This is a genomic window from Mesorhizobium sp. WSM4841, from assembly GCF_055811515.1.
Window position 1 is genome coordinate 95,072 of sequence record NZ_JBVVQC010000017.1, and the last position, 20,169, is coordinate 115,240.

At 63.9% G+C, this 20,169-nt stretch carries 13 protein-coding genes; 6 read left to right on the plus strand and 7 right to left on the minus strand.

Going from position 1 to position 20,169, the window contains the following annotated elements; all coding sequences use genetic code 11:
• Nucleotides 1-215: 215 nt before the first annotated feature.
• The 3 genes from AC0L14_RS20500 to AC0L14_RS20510 all read right to left on the minus strand — a co-directional run bounded on the left by AC0L14_RS20500 (nucleotide 216) and on the right by AC0L14_RS20510 (nucleotide 5,199).
• On the minus strand, nucleotides 216-1,607 hold the full coding sequence (locus tag AC0L14_RS20500; RefSeq protein ID WP_473750545.1) for an FAD-binding oxidoreductase: 1,392 nt from the start codon (nucleotides 1,605-1,607) through the stop codon (nucleotides 216-218).
• Between the two features lie 518 nt (nucleotides 1,608-2,125).
• Nucleotides 2,126-3,394 (minus strand): class I SAM-dependent methyltransferase, encoded by a 1,269-nt coding sequence (locus tag AC0L14_RS20505; protein WP_473750546.1) that lies wholly within the window; start codon nucleotides 3,392-3,394, stop codon nucleotides 2,126-2,128.
• A 443-nt stretch (nucleotides 3,395-3,837) separates the two neighbouring features.
• On the minus strand, nucleotides 3,838-5,199 hold the full coding sequence (locus AC0L14_RS20510) for a TadE/TadG family type IV pilus assembly protein (RefSeq protein WP_473750547.1): 1,362 nt from the start codon (nucleotides 5,197-5,199) through the stop codon (nucleotides 3,838-3,840).
• A gap of 64 nt (nucleotides 5,200-5,263) precedes the next feature.
• On the opposite strand from AC0L14_RS20510, the gene AC0L14_RS20515 reads away from it, so the two are divergent.
• A complete protein-coding gene (locus AC0L14_RS20515) occupies nucleotides 5,264-5,536 on the plus strand; it encodes a hypothetical protein (protein ID WP_473750548.1) in 273 nt (90 codons plus the stop codon).
• A gap of 2 nt (nucleotides 5,537-5,538) precedes the next feature.
• On the opposite strand, the gene AC0L14_RS20520 is transcribed toward AC0L14_RS20515, so the two are convergent.
• On the minus strand, nucleotides 5,539-6,408 hold the full coding sequence (locus tag AC0L14_RS20520; protein ID WP_473750549.1) for a transglutaminase-like domain-containing protein: 870 nt from the start codon (nucleotides 6,406-6,408) through the stop codon (nucleotides 5,539-5,541).
• A gap of 172 nt (nucleotides 6,409-6,580) precedes the next feature.
• Here AC0L14_RS20520 and AC0L14_RS20525 point away from each other — a divergent pair, with 172 nt between their 5' ends.
• Nucleotides 6,581-7,252 (plus strand): HAD-IA family hydrolase, encoded by a 672-nt coding sequence (locus AC0L14_RS20525; protein ID WP_473750550.1) that lies wholly within the window; start codon nucleotides 6,581-6,583, stop codon nucleotides 7,250-7,252.
• Nucleotides 7,253-7,274: 22 nt separating this feature from the next.
• Here the strand turns inward: AC0L14_RS20525 and AC0L14_RS20530 are convergent, their stop codons facing one another.
• A complete protein-coding gene (locus AC0L14_RS20530) occupies nucleotides 7,275-7,514 on the minus strand; it encodes a DUF1674 domain-containing protein (RefSeq protein ID WP_473750551.1) in 240 nt (79 codons plus the stop codon).
• Between the two features lie 125 nt (nucleotides 7,515-7,639).
• On the opposite strand from AC0L14_RS20530, the gene htpX reads away from it, so the two are divergent.
• From htpX to purH, 4 genes are all read left to right on the plus strand, one after another.
• A complete protein-coding gene (gene htpX / locus AC0L14_RS20535; protein WP_473750552.1) occupies nucleotides 7,640-8,665 on the plus strand; it encodes a zinc metalloprotease HtpX in 1,026 nt (341 codons plus the stop codon).
• Nucleotides 8,656-10,050 carry an RsmB/NOP family class I SAM-dependent RNA methyltransferase gene (locus AC0L14_RS20540; RefSeq protein WP_473750553.1) on the plus strand — a complete coding sequence of 465 codons (1,395 nt, stop codon included), beginning with the start codon at nucleotides 8,656-8,658 and terminating at the stop codon, nucleotides 10,048-10,050. Before htpX ends, AC0L14_RS20540 begins: the two co-directional genes overlap by 10 nt.
• Nucleotides 10,051-10,187: 137 nt before the next feature.
• On the plus strand, nucleotides 10,188-11,912 hold the full coding sequence (locus AC0L14_RS20545) for a heparinase II/III family protein (protein WP_473750554.1): 1,725 nt from the start codon (nucleotides 10,188-10,190) through the stop codon (nucleotides 11,910-11,912).
• Between the two features lie 91 nt (nucleotides 11,913-12,003).
• Nucleotides 12,004-13,620 (plus strand): bifunctional phosphoribosylaminoimidazolecarboxamide formyltransferase/IMP cyclohydrolase, encoded by a 1,617-nt coding sequence (purH, locus tag AC0L14_RS20550; RefSeq protein ID WP_473750555.1) that lies wholly within the window; start codon nucleotides 12,004-12,006, stop codon nucleotides 13,618-13,620.
• Between the two features lie 205 nt (nucleotides 13,621-13,825).
• On the opposite strand, the gene AC0L14_RS20555 is transcribed toward purH, so the two are convergent.
• Entirely contained in the window at nucleotides 13,826-15,271 is a 1,446-nt protein-coding gene (locus AC0L14_RS20555; protein ID WP_473525781.1) for an MFS transporter, read from the minus strand.
• A gap of 92 nt (nucleotides 15,272-15,363) precedes the next feature.
• Entirely contained in the window at nucleotides 15,364-20,148 is a 4,785-nt protein-coding gene (locus AC0L14_RS20560) for an NAD-glutamate dehydrogenase (protein WP_473750557.1), read from the minus strand.
• Nucleotides 20,149-20,169 lie beyond the last annotated feature (21 nt).

Sequence of the window (20,169 nt, forward strand, 5' to 3'; positions counted from 1 at the left end):
TGCGCCAATACCAACCGAACGGCACCATAATGAGCGCAGCAAGGATCAAGATCGTTGGCAACCATTGGCCTATGTCGGCGACCTCGCAGCCGCTAATCACCGCGCCGACCTATCCACCGTGGACGAGGCAATTCGTCGGCGTATCCATATGCTGCATTCACACTGACCATCCCGAAGGAACGCGTCGATAACCCCCGGATCTTAATGAGGGGCAGCTAGTGTGCCGCGGCCGAGATGTTTTGGTTGAGGCTGAAAAAATTCATGGGATCATATTTCCGCTTCACCTCGGCAAGCCGACTGTAATTATCACCGAAGGAGGCACGGATCACCTGGTCCGCGGGTTCGCTCTGAAAGTTGAGAAGGTGCATGCCACTCGAATGCGGCTCGAACGCATCGTACATGGCCTGCACCCAGGCTATATGCCTTTCGCTTTCGGCCGGATCCGTCCACTGCGCGGTCATCCCAATGTTGTATTCCGCGTTCCGCTGGGCGAAGGCAGAGTCCGTGCGACTGACCCGGCCCGGCGCGCCGCCGTAGAACTCCACGAGACAGGCCGAGAGAGGCGACTCCATGCGGTTTCCATGCTCAACAAGCAGGTCGATGACCGTATCGGTAAGTTGCGGAACGAAGCTCGCCTTCCAGTAATTGCGGGTGCCGTCCGGGAACGCCCCGTCCAGCAGCTTCTGCATCGACGGGTAGGGCATTGGCTGTATGGCGTCGACCAGCGGCGGACCGAAAGCTCGCAGCGGCGCCAGCACGCGTGCACCTTCTTCCATGTCACCGCACCAGCATGCGACTATGCCGACCGCCGGCATGCCGTCCGGCGTCGTCAACATGGCCGCGTAGGCAGTCAGTTCCTCCGGTGCCGTGGCCATGAAGTCGCGATAGAAGCGCAGCACCTCGCGGGCCTTGTCGCGGCCGTGAACAATCAGGCCGCCGAACACCGACGATATTTGCTGCGCGCGGAAGGTGAAGCAGGTGACGATGCCGAAATTGCCGCCTCCGCCGCGTAGGGCCCAGAAAAGGTCGGGGTGTTCTTCTGCGCTGGCCGTCAGCAGGCGTCCCTCAGCCGTCACCAGCTCAAACGAGATCACGTTGTCGCAACTCAGCCCGTGCTTGCGGACCAGCCAGCCCACGCCGCCGCCGAGTGTCAGCCCGGCAACGCCGGTCTTCGACACGACGCCGACCGGCACCGCCAGCCCATGCAGATGTGTCTCGCGGTCGAGGTCGCCAAGCGTCGCACCGCCTTGCACCCGCACGGTGCGCGTCTTGGGTTCAACCAGCACGCCACGCATGGCGGAGAGATCGACAACAATGCCGTTGTCGCATAGTGCCCGCCCGGCGACATTGTGACCGCCCCCACGGACCGCGACGAGAAGGTCGTTTCTGGCGGCGAATTTCACCGTGTGGATTACATCGGCGACGCCGAGGCAACGTGAAACCAATCCCGGATGCCGGTCGATTGCGGCGTTCCAAATCCGGCGCGCCTCGTCGTAGTCGGCATCAGCGGGCCGGATTAAGCGTCCAGCCAACCCGACGGCGAACTCATCGATAAGATCAGTGCCAATCCGCACGCCACTGCGGTTTTGAAGCTCCGTCACTGCCATGTCCCCCTCCTCAGCCTCGTCGCACGTCAGCATTGACCAAGCCTCGGAGGCGAAAGGCAGCATAACACCAGCGGGCGGGGTTGTGATGTGCCAAAACACCCTCGATCAGATCAGCAGACGCGCCACCGCGTCTGGTGCGCGGCCTTGCGCAGTCTGCGCTTTGGTGCGGCACACTTTTGGCCTATGGCTGCACTGTTGCGTTTGGTGATGCTAGGCCTGTTTGCCGCCGGGATAGGGCGGGCGGAGGCACCGCAAATAGCATCGTCTCCGCCGATGAAGTGCGAAACTGGTCCAGCGAACAGAACGTTCGGCGGAGCGAGTTGGATCGTCTGCAGCTGTGATGACCAGCCTTCGACGGCAGTCGTCTCTGCGCAGGGCAATCCGGTTTCACCCGACGCCGCTGGCGACGCTCTCTTCAAAATGACCCCAGCAGACTTTCGCAGCGCTTCTTGCAGCAACCAAGGCGTCAAAGACTAACCGCTGAGCCGTTACGTTTATGAGTTCACAACCTAAACCAACTACCGGTACAAATCCGCCCGCGTCGGCGGCAGGCCGCTCGGGCCCCGCGCGCGCTTGGTGACGACGGTCTGGAAAATCTGCGCCGAGCCGCGTTCGAAAGTGATCGAACAGCCGGTGAGATAAAGCAGCCAGAGGCGCGCCTTGGCTTCGCCGACCTCGGCGATCGCTTCGTCGAAGCGTGCGTGGAGGCGCTCGGCCCACAGGCGGCAGGTGCGGGCGTAGTGCTCGCGCAAATTCTCGACATCGTAGACAAGAAAGCCGTGCGCTTCGAGATTGCCAAGCGTCATGCCGATCGTGTCGAGCTCACCGCCGGGAAAGATGTATTTGATCAGCGCCTTGAATTCCGGGCCCTTGCGCAAGGTCTTCTTGACGCTGCCCTTGTCGCGCCGGGTGATGGCGTGATGCAGATAGATGCCGCCCGGTTTGAGCAAGCGATGAATGGTCGAGAAATAGGCGGCGTGGTTGGCCAGCCCGAGATGCTCGAACATGCCGATCGACGAGATCTTGTCGAAGTGGCCGGACAGCTCGGCATAGGACTTTATCTCGATGGTGATGCGATCCTCCAGTCCCTCGGCACGGATGCGCTCGCGGGCGAGCTCAGTCTGGGCTTCCGACAGCGAGACGCCATGGCCGACGACGCCGTAATTTTTCGCGGCATGCATGAGCATGGCTCCCCAGCCGCAGCCGATGTCGAGCAGCCTTTCGCCGGGCTTCAGCCGGAGCTTGCGGCAGATATGGTCGAGCTTGTCTTTCTGCGCCTGGTCGATGCCATTGGCGAAATCGGTGAAATAGCCGCAGCTATAGACCATGCGTTCGTCGAGGAAGAGCCGGTAGAAGGCGTTCGAAATGTCGTAGTGGTGCTGGATTGCTTGCCTGTTCGACCCGCTGACGAAGGGGTTGCGGCCGGAAAGGTCGGTCCGCGCCGTCATCTGCTTTCGCGAAAACAGCACGGCCGGCAGGTCGCGCAGGACCGCGAGCTTGGGCAACGACTTGAGCTTCGTCCTGAGCTTGCCGTGCGCAGGCAGAGCGTAGAAATCGAACAGCGACCCGTCTTCCACGTCGATGGTCTTGGAGATCCACATTTCGATCAGCGTCGAGAGGTTGGGCCGGCGCATCACCTGCCAGACGATGTCCTGGTCGTTGATGGTGACCACCGGGCCGGTGGCGGGGCCGATCCGCTCGCCGTTCCACAGCTTGACCGCGAAACCCGGCTTCAACGTCTCGATAACCGTTCGAACGATCCGTGCGGCTCTGTCGGCTGCCTCCATCCCCGTCCTTCCTACTCATCCCGCTGGTGGTCCGGCAGCGACTTTGCCTGTCCGATCGGATAGCCGCAAGCAGTAGCGGCAAACGTGCACCGCATTTTCGAGATGGCGGCTTGCCATTTGCGGATCGACACCCCATCATGGGGGCGTCTTCAACAAATCGAAAGGAGGTGATCCGATGTCGAGTGATTTCGTTTTCCAGAACGTGGCCTCAGCGGATTGCACTTTCGGGAAGCAGTCTTCCCGTTAAGGCGCGAGATGCGCGGCCGGCGACGCCTGGAGCGCCGCGCGTCCTTTGGACGCGCAAAGGACGCTCCAGCACTTTAACACTTTAAGTGACACGTCGCCGCCATGAGCCGCGCCATGGACGGAAACACGGAAGGCCGCCGACTTCGAAAGAAGCGGCGGCCCTTTTTCTTGTCCGGATCCTCTCTGGTCAATGCCCTCTATTTGGTCAATGCCAGGCTTTCGATGTTGTGCGCTATGTCCTGGAAAGCCTGGTTGAGTTCCGTCCCGTTGGCGGCCTGATAGAAGTGCTTGATCTTGGCGGTATCCGGGCTCGCGCAATTGTGCAGTGTCGCCTGGGCAATCTCTTCGTTGAGATCGAAACCGATGGTGAAGATTTCGATGCCCTTGTCGCGCATGGCGGTACAGAGCGTCTTGGCTGCCGTGCGGGTCGGTTCCTTGCCGGCATCATTGTAGACCTCACCGACAGTGCTGGCATCGAAATAGGACAGGTTGAACTCGCCGTCGGTCATCAGGATCGCGATTTTGGCGACCTTTTTCGGATCCGCCTTGGCCGGCCGCTGCGAAGCATTCATCACACTGCCCCAGTTTTCCGAAAGCATGTACCAGGTCCACTGCACGCCGATATGGCCCGCTGTGCCGCCCGATGCGACAAAGGTCTTGATGACGTTCTTGAGCGCCGCGGCGTCCGCCGTCAGCGGCTTCAACGCGGCGGCCGGACAGGCAGCCGTGCCTGTCCGCCAAGCGAAGGACGACAACAGGTAATCGCGATTGACCATGCTGATGTCGGGGCCTGCATCCGAATATTGATAGGTGCCCTTGCGCTCAGTGGCGCAATTGTCCGGACGTATTAAGCCGGAGACGTACTGTACGGCGCCATTGCCTGGCGCCTGCTTGCGCTGGCTGGTCGAGGTTTCGACATAGACGCTGCTGGCGGCAAGCGCGCCGGCATTCACCGAATTGGCGTAGGGCACGATGGAGACACGCACCCGGGGGTTGGAGGAGTCTTGGCCGTCCAAGAAGCTGTCGACCGCGTTCGCTGCAGCTGTCCTCAGATCGATGATTTTCTGGCCGGCCATCGACCCTGTGACGTCGAGCATCATCGCCACTTCGATCGTCTTGTCCGAATAGAGCGCTGTCGTCGATGCGGCAACGCGCTTCATGTCACCCATGCTGAAAAGCGGAAAATAAAGGCCGAGATCGACATGGACGTCCGCCTGAACCGTCTTGGCGGTCCTGTCGATGGTCAATTTGTCGAGGACGGTCCGATCAGCCTGCAGGATGCCCGCTCGGCTGTTGGCATCGAGAAACGCCTGCACCGACTTGTTGGCGTCGGCCTCCTTGATGACGCCGGTCGTCAGGTCGCGTGCCGTAGAGGTCACCGCCGCATCGATCACGCCCTGCAAACTCGACTTGGCGTTGTAGAGTTGGGAAACGTTGACGGCAAAGCCGACGCCCAGCGCCAGCACCGACGCAACCATGCCGAACAGAACCGCTAAATTTCCGCCGCGATCCCCGGCAACGCTGCCGATCGCGTGAAAAAGACCCCCAAAATGCCGCATGCTTCCGCCTCCATTCGCCACGGCCTCAAAGCCGTGTGAAGGCGCATTGCAGGATTCCGGCCGGATGGCGCTGCGAAGCGACCAACAGCTACCGCTCATTGTCAAACCGTTGTTTCTGCTTGGTTTCGAAATGCGGCAAGGTGAACAGCCGGTAAACGACAAGCCGCTGCGGCAGTTTCGTTTACGAAGCGCTTACCACGATCCCGCCGCCTGCCGTGGAGCACAAGAACTCGATCCCGATCCGGCACAGGGGTTCTGTGCCGACGCGGATCAGGCGCAACAGATCCGTAGCACGGCCCGGATGATCGCAACGGCGGCGCATGCCGTTCGCGCCTGAGCTTATGCCAGCATCCGCGCGCGGGCGGTCCTATCGACGCCGCGATGGGGCGGGTTGAACAGATTGCTTTCCTGCTCGTAGGTCCAGACCTTGAATAGGCTGAGCCGGTGCGGGCCGAAACTGTGCAGCAGCGGCACGTCGGTCGCGTCGCGACCGCGCGCGATGACGACGCGGCCGATCCTTGGCATGTTATGGCGGGGATCGAAAGTGTACCATTTGCCGTCGAGGAACACTTCCAGCCACGCCGAAAAATCCATCGGTGCCGGGTCGACCGGTACGCCGATGTCGCCGAGATAACCGTTCACGTAACGGGCGGGGATGTTCATGCAGCGGCAGAGCGTGATCGCCAGATGAGCGAAGTCGCGGCAGACGCCGACGCGCTCCTCATGCGCCTGCGCCGCCGTGCGGGTTGGGCGCGCATAGCCGTAACCGAACGACAGACGGTTGTGGACATAGTCGACGATCGCCTGCACCCGCGCCCAGCCGGATGGAACAGGGCCGAAAACCTGCCAGGCCAGGTCACCGAGATGATCGGTCTCGCAATAGCGACTGCCGAGCAGATAGCAGAGCACATCGTCGGGCAACTCCGCCACCGGCACTTCCCCGGCCAGCGTGTTGACCTCGTCGGTCTCGCCGCTGTCCTCGACGACGGCGTCGTAAAGAATGCGAAAGCTGCCGCCAGGCGCCGTGAAGCGACGGCAGGTGTTACCGTAAAGATCGTGATAGAGCCTGGTTGGGACGGAAGGCGAGGTCAGCACGCGCGTCTGCCGCTTGATGTCGGCCTGGCGCTCCCTGTGAATCTCGAGCAGCGAAATCACCGGGGTGGCTTCAGCACAGTCGATGGCGATTTCGTAGCCGAGCCGAATCAGCATCGCGGTTCCCCCTTTTCTGAGCTTCATGGAAAACAGTTACGTTAACGCGAGACGGCTCGCCGTGGTTCCCTGGTAATGTCGAAAAGGCGATCTCGCGCCTTCCCATGCAGCCGACGCGACGTTACGGTCGATCGACAGGCTTTGGCCCCTCCGAAAACAACCGGGATAGCAGATGTTCGCAGGCAAAAAATTCGCAGCCTTCCTATTCGACATGGACGGCACGGTGGTCAATTCGATTGCCGCGGCAGAAAGGGTCTGGGCAGATTGGGCACGCCGGCAAGATCTCGACGTTGCCGCATTCCTGCCGACGATCCACGGCGTGCGGGCGATCGAAACCATCGCCCGGCTGGCGCTCCCAGGCGTCGACCCGATGCGCGAAGCCGATGCACTTCTGCAGGCCGAGGCGGCCGATATCGACGGCATCCTTCCGATCGCAGGCGCCGCGGCGTTTCTGGCGTCGCTGCCGCCCGAGCGCTGGGCCATCGTCACTTCGGCGCCGCGCGAGCTGGCTCTCCTGCGCATCGCCGCCGCCGGCATCCCGCTTCCGGCCATCCTTGTCGCGGCGGAGGATGTTTCGCGTGGCAAGCCGGCGCCGGATTGCTTCCGGCTGGCGGCCGCGCGGCTGGGCGTCGACGCGCGCGACTGCCTCGTTTTCGAAGATGCGCCCGCCGGAATATCGGCGGCCGAGGCCGCAGGCGCCACGGTCGTGGTGATCAGCGCCACCCACCAGGATCCGTTGCAAACGCCGCACGCCGCGATCGCCGGTTATGACGCGATCGGCATCGCTATCGACGACCGCGGCTGGATCGCCATCCAGCCGGAGCGTGCCGCCGAGGTCTGCTGACCCTCCGGTATCCGGTCGTGCCTTAGAAATCGCTGGTCAGGCCCTTCACTTCCCAGTCGCCATAGCGGCCGGGCTCCTTGCCGCCACGGCCGCCGATCTCCCGGAGCATCGCGGCTTCCTGCTGGCGATAGTGTTCGCGCCGGGCTTCCGCTTCCGCCAAAGCGCGGCGGGCTGCCGGCGTCAGCGTTTTTTGCGGCGCGCCGTGACCGGAGCCGGCGTTTGTATTGCTGGTTTCGCCTGTTCTACTGGTTTCGTCGATCATGCGATATTCCCGGCGGATTGAAACCGGCCCCAATTGAAACAGGGCCGCATGTTTCCCATCATATAGCGATGAGCCGATAGGGATCGACCCCTTTTACGCAGGGCCGGCAGAAACGGGAGCAGACGATGAACACACTTCGCACCGCCATGCTTTTGGCCGCGATGACCGCGCTGTTCATGGGCGTCGGTTATCTGATCGGCGGATCGGGCGGCATGATGATCGCCTTGCTGATTGCCGCCGGCATGAACCTGTTCAGCTATTGGAACGCCGACAAGATGGTGCTGTCGATGAACCGCGCCGTCGAGGTCGACGAAAGGAACGCCCCGGAATATTACGCCATCGTGCAGAGCCTCGCCAGTCAGGCCGGCCTGCCGATGCCGAAAACCTATCTGATCGACAACCCGCAGCCCAACGCCTTCGCCACCGGCCGAAACCCGCAGAATGCCGCGGTCGCCGCCACCACCGGGCTGCTGCAGCAACTGTCGCATGAGGAGGTCGCCGCGGTGATGGCGCACGAGCTCGCCCATGTGCAGCACCGCGACACGCTGACCATGACGATCGTCGCCACGCTTGCCGGCGCGATCTCGATGCTCGGCAATTTCGCCTTCTTTTTCGGCGGCAACCGCGACAACAACAATTCCCTCGGCATTATCGGCGTGCTGGTGGCGATGATCGTGGCGCCGTTCGCCGCGATGATCGTGCAGATGGCGATCAGCCGAACCCGCGAATACGAGGCCGACCGGCGCGGCGCCGAGATCTGTGGACAGCCGCTTTGGCTTGCCTCGGCGCTTGACAAAATCGCCCGTGGCGCCGAACGCATCCGCAACCCGGATGCAGAGCGCAATCCGGCGACCGCCCACCTCTTCATCATCAATCCTCTTTCCGGCGAGCGCATGGACAGTCTGTTTTCCACCCACCCGAACACCGACAACCGTATCGCGGCCTTGCAGGCGATGGCGCGGGATATGGTCGGTGGCGGCTCATCCGACGCGACCCCAGTGTCGCGCCCACGACAGGCCGACGAACAATCGCCATCGGGCCCGTGGGAGAAGGCAACACAGCAGCCTGAGCAGCCGCTGGCGCAACCGGCCCCGCCGAAGCCAAATCCTTGGGGCCGCAATCCGACCGGACCCAAGGGTCCGTGGTCGTGAGCGAAGCGAAACGCCGGCACCGAATTTCAGGCGATCACGAAAACAATGCAGTGAGCCCCGGCGAGCCCGTTGCCGGTCTCGCCGCGCGCAAGGCGGCTGCCCGGCTGCTCGCCGCCGTCATCGATGCCAAAACGCCGCTTGATGGGCTGACCGACCACGAGAACGGCCATCCGCATTACAAGGCGCTCGACCTGCGCGACCGGGCGCTGGTGCGCGCCATACTGGTCACCGCGCTGCGCTTCCGCATGACCATATCAGGGCTGCTGGCCCGCCGCCTGGAAAAGCCGCTGCCGCCCAATGCCACAGCGCTTTCGCATATTCTGCATGTGGCGGCGGCGCAGATCCTGTTCCTCGATATTCCCGACAGCGCCGCCGTCGACCTTGCCGTGACCCACGCCAAGTCCGATCCGCGCACGGTGCGCTTCTCCAGTCTCGTCAACGGCGTGCTGCGCACGCTGGCGCGGTCCAAGCAGGCCGAGCTGGCTGCGGCACTTGCTGCCACCGACGAAGCGCCGAAATGGTTTTCCGACCGGCTGAAAGCCGCCTATGGCGTCGACAAGGCCAGGCAAATCCTCGCCGCTCATCGGTACGAGGCGCCGGTCGACTTCACTGTCAAGTCCGATCCCGCGCTGTGGGCCGAGCGGCTCGGCGGCATCGTGCTGCCGACCGGCACCGTGCGCGTGGAAAAGCTCAGCGCCTCCGTCACCGAACTGCCCGGCTTCGAGGACGGCGCCTGGTGGGTTCAGGATGCCGCCGCCAGCCTTCCGGCCCGGCTCTTCGGCGACATCAGGGGTTTGCGCGTCGCCGATCTCTGTGCCGCCCCTGGCGGCAAGACCGCTCAGCTCATTCTCGGCGGCGCCACGGTCACCGCGATTGATTCCTCGAAGAACCGGTTGGCGCGGCTGTCGCAGAATCTCGAACGGCTTGGCCTGTCCGCAGAGATCGTCCAGGCCGATCTGCTCAAATACGAGCCGGAACAACCGTTCGACGCCGTCCTCCTCGATGCACCCTGCTCTTCGACCGGCACGGTGCGGCGGCATCCCGACGTGCCCTGGACGAAGACAACTGCCGACGTCGACAAACTCGCCGATCTTCAGCGGAGGCTGCTCGCCCGCGCTGTCACCCTGGTCAGGCCCGGCGGCCGCATCGTCTTTTCCAACTGTTCGCTCGACCCGCTCGAAGGCGAGGCGCTTCACAGCGCCTTCCTAGCCGGGACGGCTGATATCGTCGACGATCCGCTCCGCCCGGGCGAGATCGCCGGCATCGATCCGTTCCTGACGCCGCAAGGCACGCTCCGCACCACGCCCGCCGATCTGGAGCTCGACTCACCGGAAATGTCCGGCCTGGACGGCTTCTTCGCCGCCCGGATGCGCAGAGCCGGCTAACGCTGAGAATTTGAAGACTATTTTAGGGAGAATCCTGCGGAAAACAGGCCGAACTCCAAGGTCTCCGTGGAATTCGCCTTCGCATAAGTTCTTGAATCATATAACTTGTCTTCGGGTTGAGGGGTATGAGAGGGCTTTTGGCGATCGCTGCCGGCAGCACGACGCGTCTATGGACGCTTGTCGCGAAGGAGTTCTGGCGCAAGACGCGCCGGCGCCTGCGTGCCGGGCCGCTCTATCGCTGGCGCTACTCCGGCCGAACGCCGGAACGCGTGTTGATCGCTCCGCCAGACCTGCGCCTGGCCGACCCGCAGATTGCGCTCGAGATCTACTATGGCCGCTATCCGCTGTCGGGACATATGGTCGAGACCGGCGGCAAGTCGCCCTTCCAGATCGCCGTGCCCAATCCCGGCTGGCAAAAGACGCTGCACGGCTTTCGCTGGTTGCGCCACATGCGCGCCGCCGGCACCGAGCTTGCCGCCGCCAATGCGCGGGCGCTGGTCTCCGACTGGATCGCCATGCATGGCAGCAATATTGCCGGTGTCGCCTGGGAGCCTGGCACGACGGCCAAGCGCGTCATTGCCTGGCTGCAGCATTCCTCGGTGGTGCTGCAGGGCGCTGAATTTCCCTTCTACCGGGCCTTCCTGAAATCGCTTGCCATGCAGATCCGCTATCTCAGGGCGATGGCACGCGAGATGCCGGACGGCAAGGACAGGCTGCGCGCCCGCATCGCGCTCGCCTTTGCCGCTCTGTCGCTGCCGGCGCCGGCATCGGCGCTGCGCGGTGCGACCCGCAGCCTCGCCGATGAGCTCGATCGCCAGATTCTGCCGGATGGCGGCCATGTTTCCCGCAATCCGATAACCGTTCTTGAAATCCTCGCCGACCTTCTGCCGCTGCGCCAGACCTATGCCAATCAAGCCGAAACTCCGCCGGCGGCGCTGATGGGCGCCATCGACCGTATGCTGCCGGCGCTGCGTTTCTTTCGCCACCAGGACGGCAGCCTCGCCCGCTTCAATGGCATGGGCGCGACCATCCACGACCGCATTGCCACCATTCTGCGCCACGACGACACCGCCGGCGCGCCTTTACTGCACGCGCCGCATTCAGGCTACGAGCGCCTCTCAATGGGCGGCGTCACCGTGATCGCCGATACCGGCCCGCCGCCCCCAATCGACGTTTCCAACGCGGCGCACGCCGGATGCCTGGCTTTCGAATTGTCCTCCGGCCGCCAGCATTACGTCGTCAATGCCGGCGTCGACACCTATGGCGCCGCCGAATTCCGGCCGCTTGCCCGCGCCACGGCCGCCCACTCGACCGCCACCCTCAACGACACCTCGTCGGCGCGTTTCAGCCATTCGCTGCGCGTCAACGATCTGCTCGGCACGCCGTTGATCGGCGGCCCGCAGCATGTGCCTTGCAAGCGCACCGACCAGCCAGGTAGCCAGGGTTTCCTGGCTCGCCACGACGGCTATGTCGTGCGCTTCGGCCTGCTGCATGAGCGCGAGCTGAAATTGTCGACGAACGGCAATGTGCTCGCCGGCAGGGATCGCTTTCTGCGGCCGGGCAATGCTGCGATCCGCAACAACGGCCGCGATTTCGTCACGGTGCGCTTCCACATCCATCCCGCCATAGGCCTGCTCCAGGACGAGCACGGCCGCCTGGTGCTGACCGCCGAACAGGCCGACACATGGGTATTCACCTGCACCGAGGTGGCGCCCGAGGTCGAGGAATCCATCTACTTCGCCGGTTTGGGCGGCCCGCGCCGCAGCCGGCAGATCGTGCTGGCCTTTAGGGCGGCGGAGGTTTCCGAAGTCCATTGGCAACTGACGCGAACGGTCATCGCCCGTCAGCTCGCAAAAAGCTGAGATTGCGATTAGCCTCGCAGTTTGATTTCCAGGCCTCATGTGCTACGGCGCGCGGACACTGTCCCAACCAGCCGTGAAAGGCCGCCAGCCCATGGCCGTCGCCGCCAAGAACATTCCCGCGCCCGACCTCGTTCTCGTTCGTCGCGCGCTGCTTTCCGTTTTCGACAAGACCGGGCTCATCGATTTCGCCAGGGCGCTGGCCGCGGCCGGTGTCGAGCTGGTCTCCACCGGCGGCACGGCAAAGGCGATCGCTGAGGCGGGCATGGTCGTGCGCGATGTCTCCGATCTTACCGGCTTTCCAGAGATCATGGACGGCCGCGTCAAGACGCTGCATCCGTCCGTGCATGGCGCGCTGCTTGGCGTGCGCGACGATCCCGAACACGCCGCAGCGATGCGCGATCATGGTATTGAGCCGATCGATCTCGTCGTCTCCAATCTCTACCCTTTCGAGGATGTCCGCCGCTCCGGCGCCGCTTACGCCTCGATCGTCGAGAACATCGATATAGGCGGCCCGGCGATGATCCGCGCCGCCGCCAAGAACCACGCCTATGTCGCCATCGTCACCGATCCCGAGGACTATGCCTCGGTGCTCAACGCGCTTGAGATGAATTTCGGCTCGCTCTCGCTGGATTTCCGCAAGAAGCTGGCGGCCAAGGCCTTCGCCCGCACCGCCACCTATGATGCGGCGATTTCCGGCTGGTTCGCCGAAGCGCTGGAGATCGAGCATCCGACCTGGCGCGCCTTCGGCGGCAGGCTGGACCAGGTGATGCGCTACGGCGAGAACCCGCACCAGAGCGCCGGCTTCTACGTCGATGGCGACAGGCGGCCGGGCGTTGCGACGGCGCGCCAGCTTCAGGGCAAGCAGCTTTCCTACAACAACATCAACGACACCGACGCCGCCTTCGAACTCGTCGGTGAATTCGATCCGGCCCGCTCTGCCGCTGTGGCCATCATCAAGCACGCCAACCCGTGCGGCGTCGCCGAGGGCGCTTCGCTGAAGGCGGCCTACGTCAAGGCGCTTGCCTGCGACCCGGTCTCGGCTTTCGGCGGCATTGTCGCGATGAACCGTACCCTCGATGCCGAGGCCGCCGAAGAGATCGTCAAAACCTTCACCGAGGTCATCATCGCGCCGGGCGCCTCGGAAGAAGCTATCCGCATCGTCGCCGCCAAGAAGAATCTGCGCTTGCTTGTCACCGGCGGCCTGCCCAATCCGCGCACGGCCGGCTCCACCGTGAAATCCGTTTCCGGCGGGTTGCTCGTCCAGGGCCGCGACAACGCGGTGGTCGACGACCTGGAACTCAAGGTCGTGACGAAGCGGGCGCCGACGCCGGCTGAAATGGCCGATCTCAAATTCGCCTTCCGCATCGCAAAGCATGTCAAGTCGAACGCCATCGTCTATGTCAGAGATGGTGCCACCGTCGGCATCGGTGCCGGCCAGATGAGCCGGGTCGATTCCTCGCGCATCGCCGCGCGCAAGGCGCTCGACGCGGCTGAAGCTGCCGGGCTGGCCGAGCCGCTGACCAAAAATTCTGTCGTCGCCTCGGATGCCTTTTTCCCGTTCGCCGACGGGCTTTTGTCTGCGATCGAAGCCGGTGCTACCGCCGTCATCCAGCCGGGCGGCTCGATGCGCGACGACGATGTCATCGCCGCCGCCGACGCCCACGGCATCGCCATGGTGTTTACCGGCGTGAGGCATTTCCGGCATTGAGCGCTTCTTCCCTTCTCCCCCTGTGGGCGAAGGTGGTCGAGCGAAGCTCGGTCGGATGAAGGGTGTTGGCAGGATCGCTTCGATGAAGACGTAAGCGCTTCAAATCCCTTGATGTTTTCACGTCTTGCTTCTTCCAACACCCCCTCATCCGTCTCGGCGCTACGCGCCGATCCACCTCCTCCCACAAGGGGAGAAGGCAAGAGCCCTACTCCGCCGGCCGGTTATCCGCCGGATACGGCGTGCGGACCAGGATCGCCAGGCCGACGCCGAGGAACAGCACGATAACCGCCATGCCAAGCCGTTGCGAGCCGCTGACCCAACCTATGGTCGATACCAAAAACGGCGCGAGGAAGCTGGTTGCCCGTCCGGCCAGTGCGTAGATGCCGAAATAGCGACCCGATTCGGCCGCAGTGACGCTGCGCGCCATATAGGAGCGGGACGAGGCTTGTACTGGCCCGAAGGCAAGGCCGATCAGCAATCCGTAGAAAATATAGGCCTTTTCCGCCGCCGTGCCGAACAGGCCGCCCGAATCGGCGGTGGAGAGCTGTAGCATCCCGAGCAGCGTGAAACCCGGTCCGGTCGAGACAATGCCGATTGTCGCGATAGACAGCATCACCAGCGAAATCATCACCACCGCCTTGGAGCCGAGCGCCGTGTCGAGACGGGCGGCGATCCAGCAGCCGACGATGGCGACGACGTTGAGGATGATGCCGAATAGGCCGATCTCGGTGATCGACCAAGCGAACATCCCTGCCGCGAAAAGCCCTCCAAGCGCAAGCAGCGCGTTGACGCCGTCCTGGTAGATCATGCGGGCGACCAGGAAGCGGAAGATGCCGCTGCGCTGGCGCACTTCGGCCAGTGTCGACTTCAGCTCCGACAGCCCCTCGCGCACCGCTGGCCCGATCGGAATGCCTTTGACGGCATCCGGGGTGAAGAAGAACATTGGCAGGATAAACAGCAAGTACCAGCCAGCCGACAGCGGCCCGGTCGCCCGAGCGTCCTCGCCGAGCATCGGGTCGAGACCGAAGATCGGGTCGAGACCGATGATCGTCTTGCCGGTTTCCGGCGAGCCGGCCATGACGGCAACGACGAAGATCAGCGCGATCATGCCGCCGAGATAGCCGAGACCCCAAGCGATGTTCGAGATCCTTCCAATCTCGCTCTTCGGCACCAGGCGCGGCATCATCGAATCGTTGAACACTGTCGAGAATTCCGCTGCAACCGACGCCAGTGAAAAGAGCATCGCGACCAGGAAAAGACTCGAGCCGGGGGCGGCAAACCAGAGCAAACAAAGACTGGTGATCTTGATCGCAGCAAAGAACGCGATCCACGGCTTTCGCGGGCCAGTCTGATCTGCGATCGAGCCGAGTATGGGCGACAAAACGGCAATGACCAGTCCCGCTGCGGCGATGCTCCAACCCCAGACCGTCTGGCCAAGTAGGTGCTGGGATTCGACGTAAGTTTCAACTGCGGCTGGACCGGCTGTCTGGGCAGCTTGCATGGCAGCCGGATCCAGAACCATGCGCGAAGCGAAGTAAGGCCCGAAGATGAAGGTGGTGATGACCGTGAAGAACGGCTGCGCTGCCCAGTCGAACAGCATCCATCCCCAGATGCCGCGTTCCGGCGCTCGCTGCACTGCTACCTCGGCCATGTGCCCTCCCACGAACGGCGCCCCGAAGTGGGGCACCGCTCCGCTCTATAGCGCAGTTCTTCCCGGCAATCCCGCGCGATGTGGAAGACTTCTCACAGCGCTGTCAGGTCGCTGATCAGCCCCGATGCCACCGACAGCCGCGACACGGTGATGTCGCCGCCCTCGGTCAGCGCCTGCAGCCGCTCGCGGATGCGCCCGACCCTCTCGCCGCCGGCCTCCAGCCACGCCGCCACCGGGTCCGCCGCCTCGGCATGGCCGATGAGCGCCGCCACCGCGATGCCGCGCCTGGCTGCGCCGATTGTATCGGTGGCGCGGGAAAGCGCCAATTGATCATAGTAGTCGGACGGCGCGATCGAGCGCGCCGCGTCCTCGACGCGAGGAATGCGGAAGGCATCGCTGACCGCGAAAAACGCCTTCGCGGCGACGACGATGTCGGCATTCGCGGTTCGGGCCGTCAGCGCGATGTCGGGGACGACGCCTGCCACATCGGTCAGCGCCAGCCGTTCGGCCAGGCTTTCTGGCGCGCCGCCCTTGGCCAGACCATGCCGCCGTTCCTCGATCCGCTCGCGCGAGAAGGCCGGCAGCAGCGAAATCAGCTTCGGCTCCAGAGCCTTGCGCGCGTCCTGCAACTCGGCGATCCGTTGGCCGAGCGGAGCGGTGCTGGTATCGTTTTTGAGATACCAGCCGCTGGCCACATAGGTAAGCCGGCTAATGGCCTGATAAAGATCGAGCTGCACCTGTCCGTCGATCTGGTTGTCCAGCGCGTCGATCTGGCGATAGAGCGCCGGCAAGCCGAAGCCGTCGCGCACCACGGCGAAGGTCCGGACCACGTCGGCCGTGCTGCGGCCGGTCGCTTCCTGCAGCCTGTTGACGAAGGATGGGCCGCCGCGATTGACCAGATCGTTGGCGACGACACGGGCGATGATTTCGCGGCGCAGGCGATGACCATGGATCTCGGCCGCGTATTTCTTCGCCATACGGTCCGGAAAATAGCCCATCAGGTCACGGTCGAAATGCGGATCGTCCGGCACGTCGCTGGCGACGATGTCGGAAAACAGCACGATCTTGGCATAGGCCAACAGCACGCCGAGTTCGGCCCTGGTCAACGGCTCGCCGCGCGCCTCGCGCTCCGCAAGGGCTGCCGGCGACGGCAGAGCTTCGACATTGCGATCGAGCAGACCGCGCGCCTCGAGCGCGGCCATGAAACGGCTCTGATGGGCGATGTCGGCAAGGCCGCGCTTGCGGGCCAGGGACAGCGCCAGCGTCTGCTCGTAATTGTTGGACAGCACCAGCGCGCTCACCTCGTCGGTCATCTCGGCAAGAAGCTTGTTGCGCGCTGGGCGGGTCAGCGCCCCCTTGCGCATGGCGGAAGCCAGCGCGATCTTGATGTTGACCTCGACGTCCGAGCAGTTCACGCCGCCCGAATTGTCGATGGCGTCGGAATTGCAGCGGCCGCCATTCAGCCCGAACTCGATGCGCGCCCGCTGCGTCACGCCGAGATTGGCGCCTTCGCCGATGACCTTGGCGCGCACTTCGAGCGCGGTCACCCGAACAGCATCGTTGGCGCGATCGCCGACATCCTGGTTGGTTTCTGTCGATGCCCTCAGATACGTGCCGATGCCGCCGAACCACAAAAGGTCGACCGGCGCCTTGAGGATGGCGCTCATGATCTCGACCGGCGAGGCGGTCGTCTTGCCGAGGCCAATCGCCGCCGCTGCGGCCGGCGGCAGCGTGATCGACTTCTGGCTGCGCGAGACGATGACGCCGCCTTCGGACAGTTTTGTCTTGTCGTAGTCCTGCCAGCTCGAACGGGCGAGGGCGAACACACGCCGGCGCTCGGCCATCGAAGCGGCCATGTCGGGGGCGGGATCGATGAAGATGTCGCGATGGTCGAAGGCGGCGATCAGCCGGGTCTGCTCGGACAGCAGCATGCCGTTGCCGAACACGTCGCCCGACATGTCGCCGACGCCGACGACGGTGAAGGGCGCGGTCTGGATATCGCGGTTCATCTCGCGGAAATGCCGCTTGACCGCTTCCCAGGCGCCCTTGGCGGTGATGCCCATCTTCTTATGGTCGTAGCCGGCCGAGCCGCCGCTGGCGAAGGCGTCGTCGAGCCAGAAGCCATGTTTCTCGCTGATGGCATTGGCGGTGTCGGAGAAGGTCGCCGTACCTTTGTCGGCGGCGACGACGAAATAGGGATCGTCCTGGTCGCGCCGCACCACGCCGGCTGGCGGGATGACGCCGTCCAGGCCGATATTGTCGGTGATCGACAACAGGCTGGAGACGTAGTTCTTGTAGGCGGACGCGCCGGCTTCGAACATGGCGTCGCGCCCGGCGCCCATCGGCAGCTTCTTCGGATAAAAACCGCCCTTGGCGCCAACCGGCACGATTACCGCATTCTTGACCTGCTGCGCCTTGACCAGGCCGAGCACCTCAGTGCGGTAGTCCTGGGCGCGGTCCGACCAACGCAGGCCGCCGCGGGCGACCGGGCCGAAGCGCAGATGCACGCCCTCGACCTCGGAACCATAGACGAAGATCTCCCGCCACGGCCGCGGCGCCGGCAGGCCGTCGACCGCCTGCGAGTCGAGCTTGATCGCAAGCGACTGGCCCTTCTCCTTCGTATCGGCAACGAAATGATTGGTGCGTAGCGAGGCCTCGATCAGGTTGAGGTAGCGACGGATGATGGTGTCGTCATCGATGTTGGGAACCTCTTCCAACGCATCCCTGATCTTGGCCTTGAGGTGCTTGGCCGCGACTAACCCTTCCGTCTCCGCCATCGGCCCGAGGCGGGCGACGAACAGCTCATGCAGGCCACGCGCGATCTCCGGATAGCGGTTGAGTGCGGCGGCAATGAAATCCTGGCTCTGCGGGATCCCGGCCTGCTGCAGATAGCGGCCATAGGCGCGCAGGATGATGACCTCGCTCGACCACAGGCCGGCGGTCTGGGCAAGGCCGTTATAGCCGTCATTGTCGATGTCGCCGCGCCAGACGCAAAGGAACGCGTCCTCGAACAGCGCGCCGCGGTCGCCAAGGTCGATCGGCTTGCCATAGCTGTTTTCGAGCTCCATGTCGTGGATAAAGACCATGCCGGAAGCCTCGTCCCCAACCTCGAAGGTGCGCTCGCTGATAACCTGGAAACCGATGTTCTCCAGCACCGGAACCCGTCGCGACAGCGCCACCGGGCTGCCGTGGTGGTAGATCTTCAGCGCCGCCTGATGCGGTTCCTGGTTGGCGTGACGGTAGTAGTCGATGGCGATCGGATTGGCTGCGCTGATCCTGGCGATGCGCCCGGCATCGGCCAACGCCTCCGCCGGCGAGAAGCTGTCGCGATAGCTTCCCGAGAAGCGCAAGGCGATCGCCGTGAGCGCCGCATCGGCGCCGGTCTCGGCCGCGGTCTCGCGCAGAATGTCGTCCCAGGTCCGCACGATGGCGCGGATCGCTGCCTCGATCGTCGCCTGGTCGACCTTCGGCGTCCTGCCGCCGGAACGGCCGATGATGAAATGGACGCGCGCCAGCCCGCCTTCCGGAAAGGCGGGGTAGTAGGCCGACAGCCGGCCTTGGAACACCGTCTTCAGATAGGTGCCGACCTTCTCGCGTACGACGCTGTCATAACGGTCGCGCGGCACGAAGACGAGGATCGAGACGAAGCGGTCGAACTGATCGGCGCGCACCAGCGCTCTGACGCGCGGCCGCTCGATCAGCCCCAGAATGGCTTCGGCGTGCTTGCGCAGGATCGGCACCGGAACCTGGAACAGCTCGTCGCGCGGATAGCTCTCCAGCACGTTGATCAGTGCCTTGCCGGAGTGATCTTCAGGGTTGAAACCGGATTTGGCGATGATGGTTTCGGCTTTCGACCTGAGATAAGGGATCTTCATCACCGAGCGCGTGTAGGCGGTCGAGGTGAACAGGCCGACGATGCGCAGTTCGCCGGCAAGCACGCCCTTGGCGGTGTAGGTCTTGACGCCGATGTAATCGAGATAGATGCGGCGGTGCACCGACGATTTGGCATTGGCCTTGGTGACGATCAGCGGTTCCGGCCCGTGCAGGAAGGCGCGGATTTCCGGCGTCGTTGTCACCGCTTCGGTGCCGCGCCGCAACACCAGCACGTCGGGATCGGAGAGGATGCCGAGGCCGGGCTTTTCGGTGCGCTCCAGCGTGCCGCTCTTCTCGCCGCCGGTGTATTTGAACTCGCGCATGCCAAGGAAGGTGAAATTGTCGTCGCGCAGCCATTCGAGGAAGGCGATCGCGTCGGTGACGTGGGCCTTGTCGAGCGGCACCGGGGCGTAGCGGAACTCCGAGATCGCCTGGTCGAGGCGGGCCAGCATCGGCTTCCAATCGGTGACCGCGGCGCGCACCTGGCCCAATATTTTTTTCAGCCGCTCGGCCAATGCCTCGGCCTGATCGGCCGAAAGACGCGCGATATGGACGTGGATGACGCTCAGCCGCTCATGACTGTGATCGCCCTTGGCAAAGCCGCCATCGCCGAGGATTTCGTCGACGCCGCTCTTGCCGTGCCTGACGACGATGACCGGGTGGGTAACCAGCAGCGGTTCGCCGGCGCTCTCGGTGATCTCGCCGAGGATGGAATCGAACAGGAACGGCATGTTGTCGTTGACGACGGTGATCACCGTCATCGGCCTGCCCTGGCGGACGACACCGGAATCGACCTCTATGGCAACGAGGCAATCGCCCTTCCTGTGCCTGGCGACGGCGCGTCCGGCGAGATCGGCGGCGCGTTCGAGGTCGGCGACGTCATAGGCGGCGACATCTTCGGCCGGCGCACGGGCCAGCAGGTAATCGGCAAGCCTGCCGGGTTTCTCGCTGCCCTTGGCCGTGCTTATCTTTTTCAACTGGCTTGCAGATTTCAGGCCGGCCATGTCGCTAATACCTCCCGTCAT